The organism is Klebsiella sp. CN_Kp104, assembly GCF_040064515.1.
Taxonomy (GTDB): domain Bacteria; phylum Pseudomonadota; class Gammaproteobacteria; order Enterobacterales; family Enterobacteriaceae; genus Klebsiella; species Klebsiella aerogenes.
Window position 1 is genome coordinate 122020 of the sequence record NZ_JBEAII010000029.1, and the last position, 15825, is coordinate 137844.

Annotated in this window: 15 protein-coding genes and 1 tRNA gene; 10 read left to right on the forward strand and 6 right to left on the reverse strand. The window is 55.0% G+C overall.

The window, feature by feature from the left end; genetic code table 11:
* The first annotated feature begins 20 nt into the window (after positions 1 to 20).
* Positions 21 to 830, forward strand: a complete 810-nt coding sequence (locus ABLU80_RS15535) for an ATP-binding cassette domain-containing protein (protein WP_004181271.1) — start codon at positions 21 to 23, stop codon at positions 828 to 830.
* A gap of 4 nt (positions 831 to 834) precedes the next feature.
* The gene (locus ABLU80_RS15540; protein WP_015369724.1) at positions 835 to 2082 is read left to right on the forward strand and encodes an ABC transporter permease; all 1248 of its coding nucleotides are present in this window, start codon (positions 835 to 837) and stop codon (positions 2080 to 2082) included.
* Between the two features lie 46 nt (positions 2083 to 2128).
* Here ABLU80_RS15540 and ABLU80_RS15545 read toward each other — a convergent pair whose 3' ends face one another.
* From ABLU80_RS15545 to trmB, 3 genes are read right to left on the reverse strand one after another with little or no spacing between them, the layout of a single operon-like run.
* Positions 2129 to 2848: a DUF2884 domain-containing protein gene (locus ABLU80_RS15545; protein WP_032709145.1), complete on the reverse strand. Its 720-nt coding sequence runs from the start codon at positions 2846 to 2848 to the stop codon at positions 2129 to 2131.
* A 50-nt stretch (positions 2849 to 2898) separates the two neighbouring features.
* Positions 2899 to 3225, reverse strand: coding sequence for a YggL family protein (locus ABLU80_RS15550; RefSeq protein ID WP_015369722.1), 327 nt, complete (start codon positions 3223 to 3225; stop codon positions 2899 to 2901).
* Complete coding sequence (gene trmB, locus ABLU80_RS15555; RefSeq protein ID WP_015369721.1) at positions 3225 to 3944, reverse strand: tRNA (guanosine(46)-N7)-methyltransferase TrmB; 720 nt, start codon at positions 3942 to 3944, stop codon at positions 3225 to 3227. The genes ABLU80_RS15550 and trmB overlap by 1 nt, the downstream gene beginning before the upstream one ends.
* 136 nt (positions 3945 to 4080) lie before the next feature.
* On the opposite strand from trmB, the gene mutY reads away from it, so the two are divergent.
* The 4 genes from mutY to ABLU80_RS15575 all read left to right on the forward strand — a co-directional run bounded on the left by mutY (position 4081) and on the right by ABLU80_RS15575 (position 8016).
* Entirely contained in the window at positions 4081 to 5139 is a 1059-nt protein-coding gene (gene mutY, locus ABLU80_RS15560) for an A/G-specific adenine glycosylase (protein WP_058649586.1), read from the forward strand.
* Between the two features lie 28 nt (positions 5140 to 5167).
* On the forward strand, positions 5168 to 5443 hold the full coding sequence (locus ABLU80_RS15565; protein WP_004105744.1) for an oxidative damage protection protein: 276 nt from the start codon (positions 5168 to 5170) through the stop codon (positions 5441 to 5443).
* A gap of 48 nt (positions 5444 to 5491) precedes the next feature.
* On the forward strand, positions 5492 to 6574 hold the full coding sequence (gene mltC, locus ABLU80_RS15570; RefSeq protein WP_015369719.1) for a membrane-bound lytic murein transglycosylase MltC: 1083 nt from the start codon (positions 5492 to 5494) through the stop codon (positions 6572 to 6574).
* A 188-nt stretch (positions 6575 to 6762) separates the two neighbouring features.
* Positions 6763 to 8016, forward strand: a complete 1254-nt coding sequence (locus ABLU80_RS15575) for a nucleoside permease (RefSeq protein WP_020077944.1) — start codon at positions 6763 to 6765, stop codon at positions 8014 to 8016.
* A gap of 308 nt (positions 8017 to 8324) precedes the next feature.
* Here ABLU80_RS15575 and ABLU80_RS15580 read toward each other — a convergent pair whose 3' ends face one another.
* Positions 8325 to 10463, reverse strand: a complete 2139-nt coding sequence (locus tag ABLU80_RS15580) for an ornithine decarboxylase (protein WP_348850157.1) — start codon at positions 10461 to 10463, stop codon at positions 8325 to 8327.
* A gap of 419 nt (positions 10464 to 10882) precedes the next feature.
* Here ABLU80_RS15580 and ABLU80_RS15585 point away from each other — a divergent pair, with 419 nt between their 5' ends.
* The 4 genes from ABLU80_RS15585 to ABLU80_RS15600 all read left to right on the forward strand — a co-directional run bounded on the left by ABLU80_RS15585 (position 10883) and on the right by ABLU80_RS15600 (position 13974).
* Positions 10883 to 11596 carry a DUF554 domain-containing protein gene (locus ABLU80_RS15585; RefSeq protein WP_015369715.1) on the forward strand — a complete coding sequence of 238 codons (714 nt, stop codon included), beginning with the start codon at positions 10883 to 10885 and terminating at the stop codon, positions 11594 to 11596.
* Between the two features lie 105 nt (positions 11597 to 11701).
* Positions 11702 to 11777: transfer RNA gene (locus tag ABLU80_RS15590), tRNA-Phe, on the forward strand.
* Positions 11778 to 12275: 498 nt separating this feature from the next.
* Positions 12276 to 13058: a type IV toxin-antitoxin system AbiEi family antitoxin domain-containing protein gene (locus tag ABLU80_RS15595; protein ID WP_348850158.1), complete on the forward strand. Its 783-nt coding sequence runs from the start codon at positions 12276 to 12278 to the stop codon at positions 13056 to 13058.
* Positions 13045 to 13974, forward strand: a complete 930-nt coding sequence (locus ABLU80_RS15600) for a nucleotidyl transferase AbiEii/AbiGii toxin family protein (protein WP_047079767.1) — start codon at positions 13045 to 13047, stop codon at positions 13972 to 13974. Before ABLU80_RS15595 ends, ABLU80_RS15600 begins: the two co-directional genes overlap by 14 nt.
* Before the next feature lie 299 nt (positions 13975 to 14273).
* On the opposite strand, the gene ABLU80_RS15605 is transcribed toward ABLU80_RS15600, so the two are convergent.
* Both ABLU80_RS15605 and ABLU80_RS15610 read right to left on the reverse strand, forming a co-directional pair.
* Positions 14274 to 15218 carry a hypothetical protein gene (locus ABLU80_RS15605; RefSeq protein ID WP_015369714.1) on the reverse strand — a complete coding sequence of 315 codons (945 nt, stop codon included), beginning with the start codon at positions 15216 to 15218 and terminating at the stop codon, positions 14274 to 14276.
* Between the two features lie 20 nt (positions 15219 to 15238).
* Positions 15239 to 15721, reverse strand: a complete 483-nt coding sequence (locus ABLU80_RS15610; RefSeq protein WP_015369713.1) for a type VI secretion system tube protein Hcp — start codon at positions 15719 to 15721, stop codon at positions 15239 to 15241.
* Positions 15722 to 15825 lie beyond the last annotated feature (104 nt).

Here is a 15825-nt window from a genome sequence, read left to right on the forward strand (position 1 = left end):
CATTATTGAGGTCGTTTTGTATGCCGCAACAACAACACAACTCCGCCGCCGGGCGGCCAATACTGCAACTGCGCAACGTCTCTAAACATTTTGGCGCGGTGTCGGCGCTGACGGATATCGAATTAGAAGTCCACGCCGGCGAGGTGGTCGCGCTGGTCGGCGACAACGGCGCGGGCAAATCCACGCTGGTGAAGATCCTCGCCGGCGTCCACCAGCCGACCTCCGGCACCATTGAGTTTGACGGCAACCCTGTCACCCTCGATAGCCCCGGCAAAGCGCTGGAATACGGTATTGCCACGGTGTTTCAGGATCTGGCGCTGTGTGAAAACCTTGATGTGGTAGCAAACCTGTTTCTGGGTCATGAAATTTCGCCGTTCCAGCTCGATGAAGTGGCGATGGAAGTGAAAGCCTGGACGCTGCTGCAGGAGCTGGCGGCACGTATTCCGTCGGTACGCGAACCGGTGGCATCGCTTTCCGGCGGCCAGCGGCAGACCGTCGCCATCGCCCGTTCGCTGCTGCTGAACCCTAAAATCATTATGCTCGATGAGCCCACCGCGGCGCTGGGCGTCGCGCAGACCGCGGAAGTGCTCAACCTGATTGAGCGCGTTCGCGAGCGCGGGCTTGGCGTCATCATCATCAGCCACAACATGGAAGACGTTCGCGCCGTCGCCGACCGTATCGTGGTGCTACGTCTCGGGCGCAACAAAGGGATCTTCACGCCCGATGCTTCCAATCAGGATCTGGTCGCCGCGATCACCGGCGCGACGGAAAACGCCGTTTCACGCCGGGTTGAACGTAAATCACAGCCAACAACTTCCGGAGCGATGTAATTTTATGAACAGTAAGACCGCATCCCACACCGCGCTGGATCGCAGCGATGAGCGCGTTCGTCACGACGAGGGGCTGTTTGGCGCCCTGCGCGCGCAGATAACCCGCATCAAAACCGGCGATCTCGGCACCGCGCCGGTGATAGCCGGGCTGATTGTGATTTCCCTGGTTTTCACCTTTCTCAACCCGGTCTATATCGCGCCGAATAACCTGGTGAACCTGCTGTTTGACTGCGCGACGGTCGGGTTTATCTCGCTCGGCATCGTCTGCGTGCTGATGCTTGGTGAGATAGACCTGTCGGTCGGCTCCATGAGCGGCCTGGCATCGGCTATCGTCGGCGTGCTGTGGGTGAACGCAGGATGGCCGCTGGCGGGAGCCATCGCCGTGGCGCTGGCCTGCGGCGTGGCCGTCGGGCTGGTCTACGCGCTACTGTATACCCGCGTCGGAATGCCAAGTTTCGTCGCCACTCTCGCCGGCCTGCTGGCGCTGCTGGGCATGCAGCTGTATATCCTCGGGCCGAGCGGCAGCATCAACCTGCCCTATACTTCGCCGCTGGTGCGCTTTGGCCAACTGCTGGTGATGCCCGGCTGGTTCTCACACCTGATGGCATTGCTGCCAGGACTGGCGATTATTGTCTTTGGTCTGAAAAAACGCTCGCGGCGGCTGGCGGCCAATCTTTCCGCCGAGGGAGTCAGCTCGCTACTGGCGCGCGCGATCGCGCTGACGATTATCTTCGAGGCCGCGGTGCTTTACCTCAATCAGGGGCGCGGTATTCCGTGGATTTTCGGTCTCTTTGTCGCCTGCGTGATGATCCTCAACTACGCGCTGAAACGGACAAAATGGGGTCGCTCGATGTTCGCGGTCGGCGGCAACCGTGAAGCGGCGCGCCGTTCGGGAATTAACGTGCGGGCGATTTATGTGAGCGCTTTTGTTCTGTGTACCACGCTTGCGACCTTCGGCGGCATTCTCGCGGCGTCGCGACTGGCTTCCGCCAGCCAGCAGGCCGGCACCGGCGACGTCAACCTCAACGCCATCGCCGCGGCGGTGATCGGCGGCACCAGCCTGTTCGGCGGACGCGGCAGCGCCTGGTCCGCGCTATTGGGGATCATCGTGATTCAGTCGATTTCAAATGGGCTGACGCTGTTGAACCTGCCGTCTTCGCTGCGCTATATCATTACCGGCGCGGTACTGGCGATTGCGGTAATCATTGATTCTCTGGCTCGCCGTTCACGCGTGTCGCACGGCCGCGCCTGAGTGGATAAGTGCGCGGCCCAAAGAAATGCGGGCCGCGAAATCTTGCTTACTTTAACGAACCAACCAGCGCTTTGCGGCTCTCTTCCAGCGAGACCACCCGGCTGCAAACATCTTTGCCGAACTGCTGGAAATCCGCTTCCTGGTTTTTCCACTCATCCTGGATTGCGGTTTGCAGGCCGCCAAGACTGCCGAGAATGCCCTGCAGCGGATTGCCGCCGCCTTTAAGCACCGCTTTGGCGCCCATCTCGTTAATGCTGTCCTGCAGAATGCCGCCCATCGCCTGATTCACCAGTTGTTGGCCATCGGCGCGAACCTGGTCGATGGCTTTATAGTGGAAAGTCAGGCCATCGCTGCGACGTTCGATAATGCGGTTCATCTGTTCTTTCAGCTGCGCGTCCAGCTTGGTCAGGCGGCTATGCATACTGCTGCTGGCGCCGACCTGTTCGGTGATGATTTTATCCAGCGCCTTGCGGCCCTTTTCGACCCGCGAACGCGCGCCATCATCAATCCACGGCAGACTGCTGCGCAGACCGGCCTGATAATCTTGCGCCTGTTCGCGCTGGGCGGCGCTAAGGGCATAGGCTTTACCGTTAAAGGTCAGATTACCGTCCGGCTTAATCACCAGATCGCCGTTTTCACCCTTCACCTGCACCTGCTGCGGGCTGAGGATCACATCGTCACGCGGCGTGACGCTACACTGGTAGTCCGCGTGGGCAGACAAAGCGGTGACGGAAAGCGCCACCGCCAGCAGCGTTTTGCGCATCATTTTACTCCCTTAAGACAAATCGGGCCGGCAATTGCCGACCCTTGTCAAACTTAGTCCCACCAGACGTCAAAAAGTTCGCTGGTGCGCACATCCGCTAATTTACGATCTTCCAGCCACTTACGAACGATGGCCTGATGCTCTTCGGTACATTTACCGATTTCCTGCATGCAGATGAGCCCTTCCCACGAGAGATAGCCGCTGCCGTCAAAGGCCAGTTTATTCGGCTCAATGACCTCTTCGATCAGATCGTTGACCGTCTGGTCGATCTGCTCTTCGCTGGTCCCTTCCGGGAAACGCCAGGCTACGGAGAAACCTAACTCCTGAAACTCGTCGATATGCATTTTTTTACGCAGACGACGGCTACGATTCTTGGCCATTATTTCACCCTCTCGAACATTAAGTCCCATACGCCGTGGCCAAGACGATGGCCACGTTGTTCAAATTTGGTTACCGGGCGCGATTCCGGGCGCGGTACGTAATCGTTACTTTCCGACCGGTTACGATAGCCTTCCAGCGAAGACATCACTTCCAGCATATGCTCAGCATAGGCTTCCCAGTCGGTCGCCATATGGAAGACACCGCCCAGCTTCAGTTTGCTTTTTACCAGCTCGGCGAAAGGCGGCTGCACGATACGACGTTTATTATGACGCGCTTTATGCCACGGGTCAGGGAAAAACAGCTGCACCATATTCAGCGAGTTATCCGGGATCATAGTGTGCAGCACTTCGACCGCATCGTGACACATTACGCGCAGGTTTTGTACGCCTTCTTCTTCCGCGGAAGCCAGGCACGCGCCGACGCCCGGCGAGTGCACTTCAATACCGAGGAAGTTTTGCTCCGGTTTAGCTTTCGCCATCGCCACCAGCGAGGCGCCCATACCGAAACCAATTTCTAAGGTGACCGGCGCTTCGCGGCCAAACAGAGCGGCGAAATCGAGCGGCGCATCGTTGAATTCAACGCCCATCACCGGCCAAATGTTATCCAGCGCATGCTGCTGCCCTTTCGTCAGGCGGCCCTGGCGACGGACGAAGCTACGAATACGGCGCAGCGGGCGACCGTTTTCATCGAATTCCGGAGAAATGACGTCGTTTTTCATAAAAGTTAAGTCTGCTTGTGAATGTGTTCGGAAAACGGGCATTATCCAAAGTTACCCGGCGGATGCAAGGGTTTACAGCCACTCGCCCTTGTGCTGCAATCTGCCACCCTGTAATCGCGATTCCGGAGCCGTAGCTTTGACTTTTCTCGCCGCGCAATTTTCAGCCCAGGTCCTGGACTGGTACGACAAATACGGCCGTAAAACCCTGCCCTGGCAAATCGCCAAGACGCCCTACAAAGTATGGCTCTCCGAAGTGATGTTGCAACAAACCCAGGTCACCACGGTTATTCCCTATTTTGAACGCTTTATGGCGCGTTTCCCAACGGTTGTTGATTTAGCCAACGCGCCGCTGGATGAAGTGCTGCATCTGTGGACCGGCCTTGGCTACTACGCACGGGCGCGCAACTTACATAAAGCCGCGCAGCAGGTTGCCACGCAACACGGCGGCGTGTTCCCGCAAACCTTTGAAGAGGTGGCCGCGCTTCCCGGCGTCGGGCGCTCGACGGCGGGGGCGATTTTATCCCTTTCGCTCGGTCAGCATTATCCGATTCTCGACGGCAACGTGAAGCGGGTACTCGCCCGCTGCTATGCTGTGAGCGGCTGGCCGGGGAAAAAAGAGGTGGAAAAACGGCTGTGGGAAATAAGCGAAGAGGTGACGCCGGCGCAGGGCGTAGAACGCTTCAACCAGGCGATGATGGATCTCGGCGCCATGGTTTGTACCCGCTCGAAGCCGAAGTGCGAACTGTGCCCGCTGAGTAACGGCTGCGTGGCCTACGCTAACCATTCATGGGCGGAATATCCGGGGAAAAAACCGAAGCAGACCATCCCGGAACGCACCGGCTACTTCCTGCTGATGCAGCACGGCGACGAGGTATTTCTTTCCCAACGTCCGCCGGTGGGTTTATGGGGCGGGTTGTTCTGTTTTCCGCAATTTGAGGATGAAGCCGGGCTGCGTGAGTGGCTGGCGCAACGTCAGATAAAGGCCGATAATCTGACGCAATTAACCGCCTTCCGCCACACTTTCAGCCATTTCCACCTGGATATTGTGCCGATGTGGCTTACAGTGCACTCATCTGGCGCATGCATGGATGAAGGTAACGCACTCTGGTATAACTTAGCGCAGCCGCCATCGGTCGGACTGGCGGCCCCCGTGGAGCGCTTGTTACAACAGTTGAAAGCCGGAACGCCGGTCTAGTTTTTTCGGCTATAAAAGAGGATTGATTATGAGCAGAACGATTTTTTGTACTTTCCTGCAGCGTGAAGCGGACGGCCAGGATTTCCAGCTCTATCCGGGCGAGCTCGGTAAGCGCATTTACAACGAAATCTCCAAAGAGGCCTGGGCGCAGTGGCAGCATAAGCAGACCATGCTGATCAACGAGAAAAAACTCAGCATGATGAACCCGGAGCACCGCAAGCTGCTGGAACAGGAGATGGTGCAGTTCCTGTTTGAAGGGAAAGACGTTCACATCGAAGGCTACACGCCGCCGGAAAAACAGTAAGGGCCTCACGGCCTTTACCAAACAAACACAACACGCACTCCCGGAATGATGAAAAAATACTTAGCGCTCGCGCTGATTGCGCCACTGCTCGTGTCCTGTTCCAGTTCCAATAAAAAAGGCGCCGAATATAACGAGGCCTGGGTCAAGGACACTAACGGATTCGATATCCTGATGGGCCAGTTTGCCCATAACATCGAGAACATTTGGGGGTATAACGAAGTTCTGCTCGCCGGGCCGAAGGACTACGTAAAATATACCGATCAATATCAAACCCGCAGCCACATCAACTTTGATGCCGGTACGATTACCGTCGAGACCATCGCCGGAACCGATCCGCAAGGACGGTTACGCCAGGCGATTATCAAAACTCTGTTGATGGGCGATGACCCCAACTCTATCGACCTCTATTCCGATGTCGATGATATTCAGATTTCCAAAGAACCGTTCCTCTACGGCCAGGTCGTCGATAACACCGGCGAATCCATCCGCTGGGAGTGGCGCGCCGCGCGCTATGCCGATTATCTGCTGCAAACCCGTCTGAAGAGCCGCAGCAATGGCCTGCGCGTGGTCTATAGCATCACTATCAACCTGGTGCCTAACCACCTCGATAAACGTGCGCATAAATATCTCGGCATGGTGCGCCAGGCCTCGCGTAAATATGGCGTTGATGAGTCGCTGATCCTTGCGATTATGCAAACAGAATCATCGTTTAACCCCTATGCGGTGAGCCACGCGGATGCCATGGGGCTGATGCAGGTCGTACAGCATAGCGCGGGGAAAGACGTCTTCCGCTCGCAGGGCAAATCCGGCCTGCCGAGCCGCAGCTATCTGTTTGACCCGGCGAATAACATCGATACCGGTACCGCCTATCTGGCGATGCTGAACAACGTTTATCTCGCCGGCATCGATAACCCCACCTCGCGTCGCTACGCGGTGATCACCGCCTATAACGGCGGCGCCGGCAGCGTACTGCGCGTCTTCTCCAGCGATAAAGTCCAGGCGGCGAACATCATTAACAGCATGGCGCCAGGCGACGTCTACCAGACGCTCACCACCCGCCATCCGTCTGCCGAATCGCGCCGTTATCTGTATAAAGTGAATACCGCGCAGAAAAGCTACCGCCGTAAGTAACGCTTCTTTCACCCAGGCCCGGACATCTCGCCGGGCCTCTCTTTTTTACGACATACTTCGTAATATCTTTCGATTTTCTGCGGCAGTTAACAGAAGCCTTCAACCGGTGAATGATAGAATCGCATCAAAATAACGGCGGTTATGTTATTTAAAAAACATCACCAGCCCACATTCGTGAGGATAAATACATGAATCTTAAGCTGCAGTTAAAAATACTGTCGTTCCTGCAGTTCTGCCTTTGGGGGAGTTGGCTAACCACGCTCGGCTCGTACATGTTCGTCACCCTGAAGTTTGACGGCGCGGCCATCGGCGCGGTGTATAGCTCGCTCGGTATCGCCGCCGTTCTGATGCCAACGCTGCTCGGGATCGTCGCCGATAAATGGATCAGCGCCAAATGGGTGTATGCCATCTGCCACCTGGTCGGCGCGTTAACGCTGTACCTCGCGGCGCAGGTCACTACGCCAGGCGAGATGTTCCTCGTGATCTTGCTTAACTCGCTGGCCTATATGCCGACGCTTGGCTTGATCAACACCATCTCCTACTACCGCCTGCAGTCGGCGGGGCTGGATATCGTGACCGATTTCCCGCCAATTCGTATCTGGGGCACCATCGGCTTTATCCTCGCCATGTGGGGCGTCAGCTTCTCGGGCTTCGAGCTTAGCCATATGCAGCTTTATATCGGCGCGACGCTGTCGGTCTTGCTGGCGCTGTTCACCCTGACGCTGCCGCATATTCCGGTCGCCAACGCCCAGCGCAACCAGAGCTGGACCGAGATGCTCGGCCTGAACGCCTTTGCGCTGTTTAAAAACAAGCGTATGGCAATCTTCTTTATCTTCTCTATGATGCTCGGCGCCGAACTGCAGATCACCAATATGTTTGGCAACACTTTCCTGCACAGCTTCGATAAAGACCCGCTGTTCTCCGGCAGCTTTATCGTCGAGCACGCGTCGGTATTGATGTCGATTTCGCAGATCTCCGAAACGCTGTTTATCCTGACCATCCCGTTCTTCCTTAGCCGCTACGGCATTAAGAACGTGATGCTGATTAGTATCGTGGCGTGGATGCTGCGCTTCGGCCTGTTCGCCTTCGGCGACCCGACGCCGTTCGGTACCGTGCTGCTGGTACTGTCGATGATCGTCTACGGCTGCGCCTTCGATTTCTTCAACATCTCCGGTTCAGTGTTCGTTGAGAAAGAGGTGCGTCCGGAAATCCGCGCCAGCGCCCAGGGAATGTTCCTGATGATGACCAACGGCTTCGGCTGTATCCTTGGTGGGATGGTGAGCGGCAAAGTTGTCGAGCACTTTACCATTGAGGGGATCACTAACTGGCAAAGCGTGTGGCTGATTTTCGCCGCCTACTCGCTGGTGCTGGCCGTCGCTTTCGTGGCGCTGTTCAAGTATCAACACGTCAGACAGCCTGCCGCCGCGCGCCAGAACGCCTGATCGTCATTGCCCGGTGACGGCTGACGCCTTACCGGGCCTACAGAATTTGTAGATACTGTTATCGGTTTGCAACGGTTTTGTCGCACAGGGGTTTTCCCGGAGGCGGCGCGTTGCGCCTTCTCCGGGCTACCAAACCGCACAGCGCTGTAGCCCCGGTAAGCGGCAGCGCCACCGGGGTTTTGAGGCCATTGCTACCGGCAGTTTCAGCCAGCACGATGATTAAATTAAAGGCAGGCCGCACGGACCGTAGGCCGGATAAGGCGCCAGCCGCCATCCGGCAAAATACGCGCACAATGCCTGGTCCCGGTTTACGCTTTCAACACATACCCATACAACCGCTTAATACCATCGGCATCCGTTTCGCTATAAACCCCCTGCAGCTCCGGCGAAAAGCCCGGCAGCATATTGACCCCCTCTTCCAGCGCGAGGAAGTAGCGCAGCACCGCGCCGCCCCAGATCTCGCCCGGCACCACGCACAGCACGCCCGGCGGATACGGTAGCGCCCCTTCCGCTGCGATGCGGCCTTCGGCCTCGCTCAGGCGCACCAGCTCAACGTTACCGCGGATAAATTCGCGGTTGGCGTCCTGCGGGTTCATCACCACCGGCGGGAAACTCTGCTTGCGGAACATCGCCTTTTGCAGGTCTTTAACATCAAAACTGACGTACAGATCGTGCATTTCCTGACACAGCTGGCGAATGGTGTAATCGCGGTAGCGAACCGGGTATTTGTTGTAAATAGTCGGCAGTACCTCGGCGAGCGGCGAATCCGCTTCGATATGCTGTTCGAACTGGGCCAGCATCGCCACCAGTCGCGCCAGTTTTTCCGCGCTTTCCGCCGGCGTCAGCAGGAACAAAATCGAGTTGAGATCGCACTTCTCCGGCACGATGCCGTTTTCGCGCAGGTAGTGCGCCAGGATGGTCGCCGGGATGCCAAACTCGGTATAGTCGCCGCTATCGGCATCGATGCCCGGCGTGGTCAGCAGCAGCTTACACGGATCGACAAAGTATTGATTGTCAGCATAACCGCTAAAGCCGTGCCAGCTCGCGCCCGGCTCGAAGCTAAAGAAGCGACGTTCGCTGGCGATAGTCGCCGTCGAATGCTCCTGCCACGGTTTCCCGCCGACCAGCGGCGGCACAAATGGCCGCAATAATTTACACTGCGCTAGTATCGCTTTACGCGCTTCGATACCCAGCTCCACGCACTCCGCCCACAGCCGCCGACCGCTCTCTCCTTCATGGATTTTGGCATTCACATCCAGCGAGGCGAACAGCGGATAAAACGGACTGGTGGAAGCATGCAACATAAAGGCGTTATTCAGCCGCTTATGCGGGCAGAAACGCGCCTGGCCGCGCAGATGGTTATCCTTCTTGTGAATTTGCGAGGTCTGCGAAAAACCGGCCTGTTGCTTATGCACCGATTGCGTCACAAAAATGCCCGGATCGTTTTCATTGAGATCCAACAGCAGCGGCGAGCAGTCAGCCATCATCGGGATAAACTGCTCGTAACCGACCCACGCCGAGTCAAACAGGATGTAATCGCAGAGATGGCCGATTTTATCGACCACCTGGCGCGCGTTATACACCGTGCCGTCATAGGTGCCCAGTTGGATCACCGCCAGGCGGAACGGGCGCGCCGCGTCGGCTTTTTCCGGCGCTGCTTCGCGGATCAGCTCGCGCAGGTAGGTTTCATCAAAGCAGTGGTCGTCGATGCCGCCGATAAAGCCGAACGGGTTGCGCGCGGCTTCCAGATAGACCGGCGTCGCCCCGGCCTGGATCAGCGCGCCATGGTGGTTTGATTTATGGTTGTTGCGATCGAACAGTACCAGATCGCCGCGGGTCAGCAGCGCATTGGTCACGACCTTGTTCGCCGCGGAAGTGCCGTTAAGCACGAAGTAGGTTTTATCGGCATTGAAGACTTTTGCCGCAAATTTCTGCGCGTGCTTCGCCGAACCTTCATGGATCAGCAGATCGCCGAGCTTGACGTCGGCGTTGCACATGTCAGCGCGAAAAACGTTCTCGCCGAAAAACTCGTAGAACTGGCGGCCCGCGGGATGCTTTTTAAAGAACGCGCCATGCTGATGGCCGGGACAGGCGAAAGTGCTGTTGTCCATCTCAACGTACTGGCTAAGCGTATTGAAAAATGGCGGCAGCAGTTTCTCTTCATAGCCGCAGGCGTCCGCTTCCAGCTCCAGCCACTCCTGCTCTTTGCCGCTAATCACCGCGACGACTCCTTCCGGTTTATCCGTTTGCGTTTCGCTAAATAGATAGACCGGCAGATTGAATCCGCTGCGCTTGAGCAGGGCCAGGATACCGCTGCGGCTATCCGCCGCGGTGATGACGACCGCTGCCGCATCGGTAAAATCAGTGCTGTCCAGCGCCACAACCTGACGATGGGTGGACAGACGGGAGACCAGCTCGCAGCTGGCGGCAATGTGCATAGATTTCATAAGCGCAAATGCCCGTATCGGGAGTGTAAAAATCTCAGGCAAAGGTGGAGCCTTGCCCAACGATGTGTCCGGGTCTGACGGAATTCAGCTCCGACCGCCGGACATCAGTAAAAGCAGACGCGTCCGATCTTACTGTTGTCCTACAGTGAGCATACGTGGCCTTCACCGCATGGTGAACAGGGAGAGTAAGGAACGAGGCATACCGCGCAGCAGTACGCAGCGGCAACGGCGATGTAATGGCGATGTCGTCATCCCGGCGGCCTCAGGGTAAAGAGGTGAAAATCCGCGCAATCATGGCACCTTTCCGAAAGTGGCGCAAGATGAAATCCATATGCATTATCCCCACGTATCCGCAAGCCTTAGCGGCGAAACAACGTCATAATAATGCGGACATCAGGAATACTTAACAGGAGTTTACTTTGGTTATAGGGCCATTTATTAACGCCAGCGCGGTGCTTGTCGGCGGCGTACTGGGCGCGCTGCTGAGCCAACGATTGCCGGAACGGATCCGCACCTCGATGACCTCGATTTTTGGGCTGGCATCACTAGGGATTGGTATTTTACTGGTCATCAAGTGCGCCAACCTGCCGGTGATGGTGCTGGCGACGCTGGTCGGCGCGCTGCTCGGTGAAGTGTGCAACATGGAGAAAGGCATCAATACTCTGGTGAGCAAACTCCAGCAACTATTGTCGCCAAAGGGCAGGAAAAAGGCCTCGGCCCACGAGTCTTATATTCAGAGCTACGTGGCGATCATCGTGCTGTTTTGCGCCAGCGGTACCGGTGTTTTTGGCGCCATGCGCGAAGGAATGACCGGCGACGCCAGCATCCTTATCGCCAAAGCGTTTCTCGACTTTTTCACCGCTACTATTTTCGCCTGCACGCTGGGGCTGGCGGTGTCGGCAATCTGTGTGCCGATGCTGCTGATTCAGCTGAGTCTGGCGGCCTGCGCCTCGCTTATCATGCCGCTGACCACGCCGATGATGATGGCCGACTTCAGCGCCGTCGGCGGTATGCTGCTGGTGGCGACCGGCCTGCGTATCTGCGGGATTAAGATGTTCGCGGTGGTCAATATGCTCCCCGCCCTGCTGCTGGCAATGCCGATTTCTGTCGCGTGGACGGCCTTTTTTGCCTGACGACGCGTGCTTTTACGGCAAAGTGGTGATAGATTGTGCAGTCTGCTGCGAAATTTATAAATTTCGTTGACGAGGCGCGGTGAATCAGGTTTAATGCGCCCCGTTGCCCGGATAGCTCAGTCGGTAGAGCAGGGGATTGAAAATCCCCGTGTCCTTGGTTCGATTCCGAGTCCGGGCACCACTATTCAAAGAACCCGCCCAAAAGGCGGGTTTTTGCTTTTCTGCAGCCGGACTCTTCATCTAGCTGCGTTCGATTATTCGCCGCAACGCGGCTCACCCCTTCGGGGCCAGCGCGACAAGCGCGCTGTTCAACGCCTGCGGCGTTAGTCCGAGTCCGGGCACCACTATTTAAAGAACCCGCCAAAAAGGCCAATACCGTTCAATTAAGCGGAGCGGCACGGGAGTTAACTGGATAGCGGTTTTTTGACATCTGAACCCGACTTCAATTTCCCATCAGGAGCGGTAAACCTCTACTACATCCTTTGCCTGGTACACGCCCACGTTAGCTACCAAATACATTTAGCCCTATTTTCTGTAATGATCTATAGTTTATATTTTATAAAAAATGTCGATTTATAATCGACAAATACGAAAATAACCAAACCGAATGTTGCGATAAAATCACTTCCGTTCTAAATTAGTTTAATAATTTACGTATTTGTCCACCCAGAGGCGACATTTGTCAAACTATCTAAACTGGCTGATGCAAAACACCCTACCCGGTCAGGTGTTGCTCCAGTCATGGCTTACCCGCAACGGCATAGATCGTAAGCTTTCATACCTCTATGTGCAGAATAGCTGGCTCAGGCGGATCGCGCACGGCGTATACTGCCGGACAGGCCGTGAACCAGACTGGGTGGACGCGGTTTATTGCCTGCAAACACAGTGGGAAAAACCGGTTCGCGTGGCGGGCCTTACCAGCCTTGCACTACAGGGCCATGCCCACTATACCGAACCGGGTAAACCTCAGGTCTGGCTCACACTTCCGGCCTACGCCAAACTGCCGGGATGGTTCGCCGCCTTTGAGCCATCCGCGACATTTGTCACGCTGTATACCTCTGGCCTCACCGTCGATGTAACACGATTTACGACAACACTGAATATCGGTGACCGACAGTTAATAGGTAGTGTCCCAGAACTGGCCGCGTATGAGATCGCCAGCGGCGTTCCTGCATTGATCTCATTCGAACATGCCGATGCCCTGTTTCAGGGGATGAACCTTCTCAGCCCGCGTAAATTACAGACACTGCTCTGCGCCAGCTATTCGGTTAAAACCAACCGGGTAATGCTCTATCTTGCCCGGCGCAATGAGCATCCTTATTTTCGGTATCTCGATCAAAGCGGTATAGAAATAGGTACGGGAAAGCGGCAAATCGTTCCCGGCGGCTGGCTGGAGCCGGATTATCAAATAACCGTTCCCCGCGCATTTAAACCGGAAGGAGTCGAAGATGGATCTGCGTGATAGTTATGCCCGACAGGTCAGGCTATTAATGGCTACCCTGCCGCATGTGGCAAAGGAGTCCTGTTTCGCCCTGAAAGGCGGCACGGCAATCAATTTGTTTGTACAGGATTTCCCTCGCCTGTCGGTAGATATCGATCTGGCGTATAAGACCTATACGGATCGCGATACCGATCTGGCTGCCATCAATGACGCCTTGATGCGTATTACTGAATCACTGAACGGCAGAGCGGGGATCACCGCTATCCGGCAGGAGAACAAAGCGGATGAAAAGCGCATCATCGTTAACACCGCTGATGCGAAGATAAAGATTGAAGTTAGTCCAGTCTGGCGTGGGCTGCTGTTGCCACCAACAGAAATGCCGGTATGTGAACAGGTGGAAATGGAATATGGCTTCACCACCATGAATGTCGTCTCGCAGGCGGATCTTTACGGCGGTAAAATCTGTGCCGCGCTCGACCGCCAGCATCCACGCGATCTGTTTGACGTACTGAATATGCTGGAGAAACCGGGCCTGACGCGCGAGATCTTTGACGGTTTTCTTTGCTATCTGGCTGGACATCCCCGCCCCATTGCCGAGCTGCTGTCACCGAACTGGGATACACCGCGGATCGCAACTCTTTACGCACAGGAATTTTCAGGAATGACACAGCAGGAAACGTCGCTGAAGTCCCTTTTATCAGTAACGACATTGCTGCCACAAGCGCTGCAATCGCATCTTACGAACAGAGATCGCCAGTTCTTGCTCAGCTATAAGCAAAATACCCCTGACTGGTCGCTGTATCGCTATCCTGAAATTCAACACCTACCGGCTATTCGCTGGAAGCTGCGTAATCTGGCGGTACTGAAGGAAAAGAACCCGGCCAAGTATGCGACGGCGGTGAGCAAGTTAGAAGGCGTTCTGGAGCAGTACTTTTAGCTCTGATTCTGAGGGAGTGAATTGAGCCATGATGTTTAGTTATCTCAACGGCCTCATAGTAATATCACTCACTAATTGCCGATTTTTCGTGAAAACCATCACAAAACTAAAGTGATTTTTTATGGTCCTTCGTGAGGGCTCAATTTGTAAGAAATACCAATAAAAAGAATGTTAATCGTAGATATGCTCCCGAGTCCGGCACCACTAATTCAGAGAACCCAGCCTATGGCTGGGTTTTTGCTTTTCTGCAACCGGACTCTCCATCGAACGTCGTCCCCTTCGCCGCCAACACAACCGCGTTAAAGCTGATGAACGACCTGCTGCAGAATGCCCATGTTAGCCTGGTCCAATACCCGTTCATCCCAACCCATTTCTGAGCTCGAAACCGCAACACTCCAGGCTGAATTTGTACCCTTCGGCAGAATTTTGGCTCTGATCTCGTGGTTTACGGTAACAAAGTCCTGAGTGACCAAACGTTGAATCGGGGCCAGGTTGGCATGTACTACCTGACTTCCTGAACCGACGCCAAAACGTAACGGATGTGACTTCATTTCATTGTTGAGCGCCGTTTCTGCTTTTGTCTTATCCGAATAGACCTTGTTGTTGAGGCCCTGGAAGAAATCATTCAGTTTGTTTCTTAGCTTGGCGATAGACTTGATGGTTTCGAGGAAATCTTTATTCGTCGCTACCTGAACATCGGAAAAATTATTACGGAGCAACGCCATCGCGCCAGCGGCCAGGCCGGTCGCGCCGACAGAAGATAACGCATAACGCGCCGCTATACCCGAAAGCGACGAACCCGCCTGCGAGGCGGCGATGGCGGCGGTACCTGCGCCAAAAGAAGCGAGACCGCCAATGCCTGCCAGTATTTTACCAGCCACATCGTAATAGCTTTTTGTCTGATCCCGGTAGACGTTGCCGCCGTAACCATACATATGCGCGGGCGTTGTTCTGAAGCGATCAAAAAACGCGGCATGATTGCTCATGGTGGTAGTACGACGACTGGCCCCCGTCAGAGATTCCAGTTCGTATTCTTCGTCGCGTTGTCTTCTGGCAGGCTCTTTACTGGCAGAAAGCAAGCGCTCATAGGTATCCATAATCGTGCGATCCGGAGCGTTCTCAAACTGACTCAAAGTTCCTTTATCCAGTTCATTGACGAATGAAATAATAATATCCAGCTGCTCTGCGTCAAACCGGGAATGATCGGAGAGAACCGCATTTATCTCGGAGGTAATATCTGGCATTGCAGGCGCTCCAGCGTCGATTAAATTTCTTTATTCTGTTTGATATCCCAACCCGATTTAGTTTCTGCGCCTTTGGTCCCTTGAGAAGACTGCTCCCAATAATGCAGATTAACTTTAGATGCCTGAAACAGGTAATTCACCATAATAGTGTCGGTATGACCCACACCGCTAAAACTGGTTTTCGTTACCAGAACATCTTCAAGAACAACACGCGAATACTCAATTTGCGAGCCGCCGGCTTTGCAAATTGATAGTTCGACTTTAGCGACATGTTTACCGCTAGCGCAAAACTTGAGAACTGCCGGCGTTGCTTTATCTATCAATGCTTGTACCGAAAGGTCCTGAAAATTAACTTTACCCGCCCCACCACCGCCGCCAACGCTCATATTCCCAGGTTGCTCAGCCGCCCAGCTAAATGACAAAACATCTATCCAATTTTTATGATTTGAGTCGTTAGATTCACCGGTTACCCCATCAACCTTCAGATACATATCAATAGCCATAACAGTCCCTATATTGCATGTTTTAAGAAAAGGAGCCCCCTAATAAGCTAGTTTAAATTTTGCAGATTTAAATGAAGAACACATTACACAAACAAAACCAGGAA

Excerpts from the sequence above, each read along its gene's own strand:
- ABLU80_RS15535 (WP_004181271.1), top strand. The coding sequence starts at position 21 with ATGCCGCAACAACAACACAACTCCGCCGCCGGGCGGCCAATACTGCAA.
- ABLU80_RS15540 (WP_015369724.1), top strand. The coding sequence starts at position 835 with ATGAACAGTAAGACCGCATCCCACACCGCGCTGGATCGCAGCGATGAG.
- ABLU80_RS15545 (WP_032709145.1), bottom strand. The coding sequence starts at position 2,848 with ATGATGCGCAAAACGCTGCTGGCGGTGGCGCTTTCCGTCACCGCTTTG.
- ABLU80_RS15550 (WP_015369722.1), bottom strand. The coding sequence starts at position 3,225 with ATGGCCAAGAATCGTAGCCGTCGTCTGCGTAAAAAAATGCATATCGAC.
- trmB (WP_015369721.1), bottom strand. The coding sequence starts at position 3,944 with ATGAAAAACGACGTCATTTCTCCGGAATTCGATGAAAACGGTCGCCCG.
- ABLU80_RS15565 (WP_004105744.1), top strand. The coding sequence starts at position 5,168 with ATGAGCAGAACGATTTTTTGTACTTTCCTGCAGCGTGAAGCGGACGGC.
- mltC (WP_015369719.1), top strand. The coding sequence starts at position 5,492 with ATGAAAAAATACTTAGCGCTCGCGCTGATTGCGCCACTGCTCGTGTCC.
- ABLU80_RS15575 (WP_020077944.1), top strand. The coding sequence starts at position 6,763 with ATGAATCTTAAGCTGCAGTTAAAAATACTGTCGTTCCTGCAGTTCTGC.
- ABLU80_RS15580 (WP_348850157.1), bottom strand. The coding sequence starts at position 10,463 with ATGAAATCTATGCACATTGCCGCCAGCTGCGAGCTGGTCTCCCGTCTG.
- ABLU80_RS15600 (WP_047079767.1), top strand. The coding sequence starts at position 13,045 with ATGGATCTGCGTGATAGTTATGCCCGACAGGTCAGGCTATTAATGGCT.
- ABLU80_RS15605 (WP_015369714.1), bottom strand. The coding sequence starts at position 15,218 with ATGCCAGATATTACCTCCGAGATAAATGCGGTTCTCTCCGATCATTCC.
- ABLU80_RS15610 (WP_015369713.1), bottom strand. The coding sequence starts at position 15,721 with ATGGCTATTGATATGTATCTGAAGGTTGATGGGGTAACCGGTGAATCT.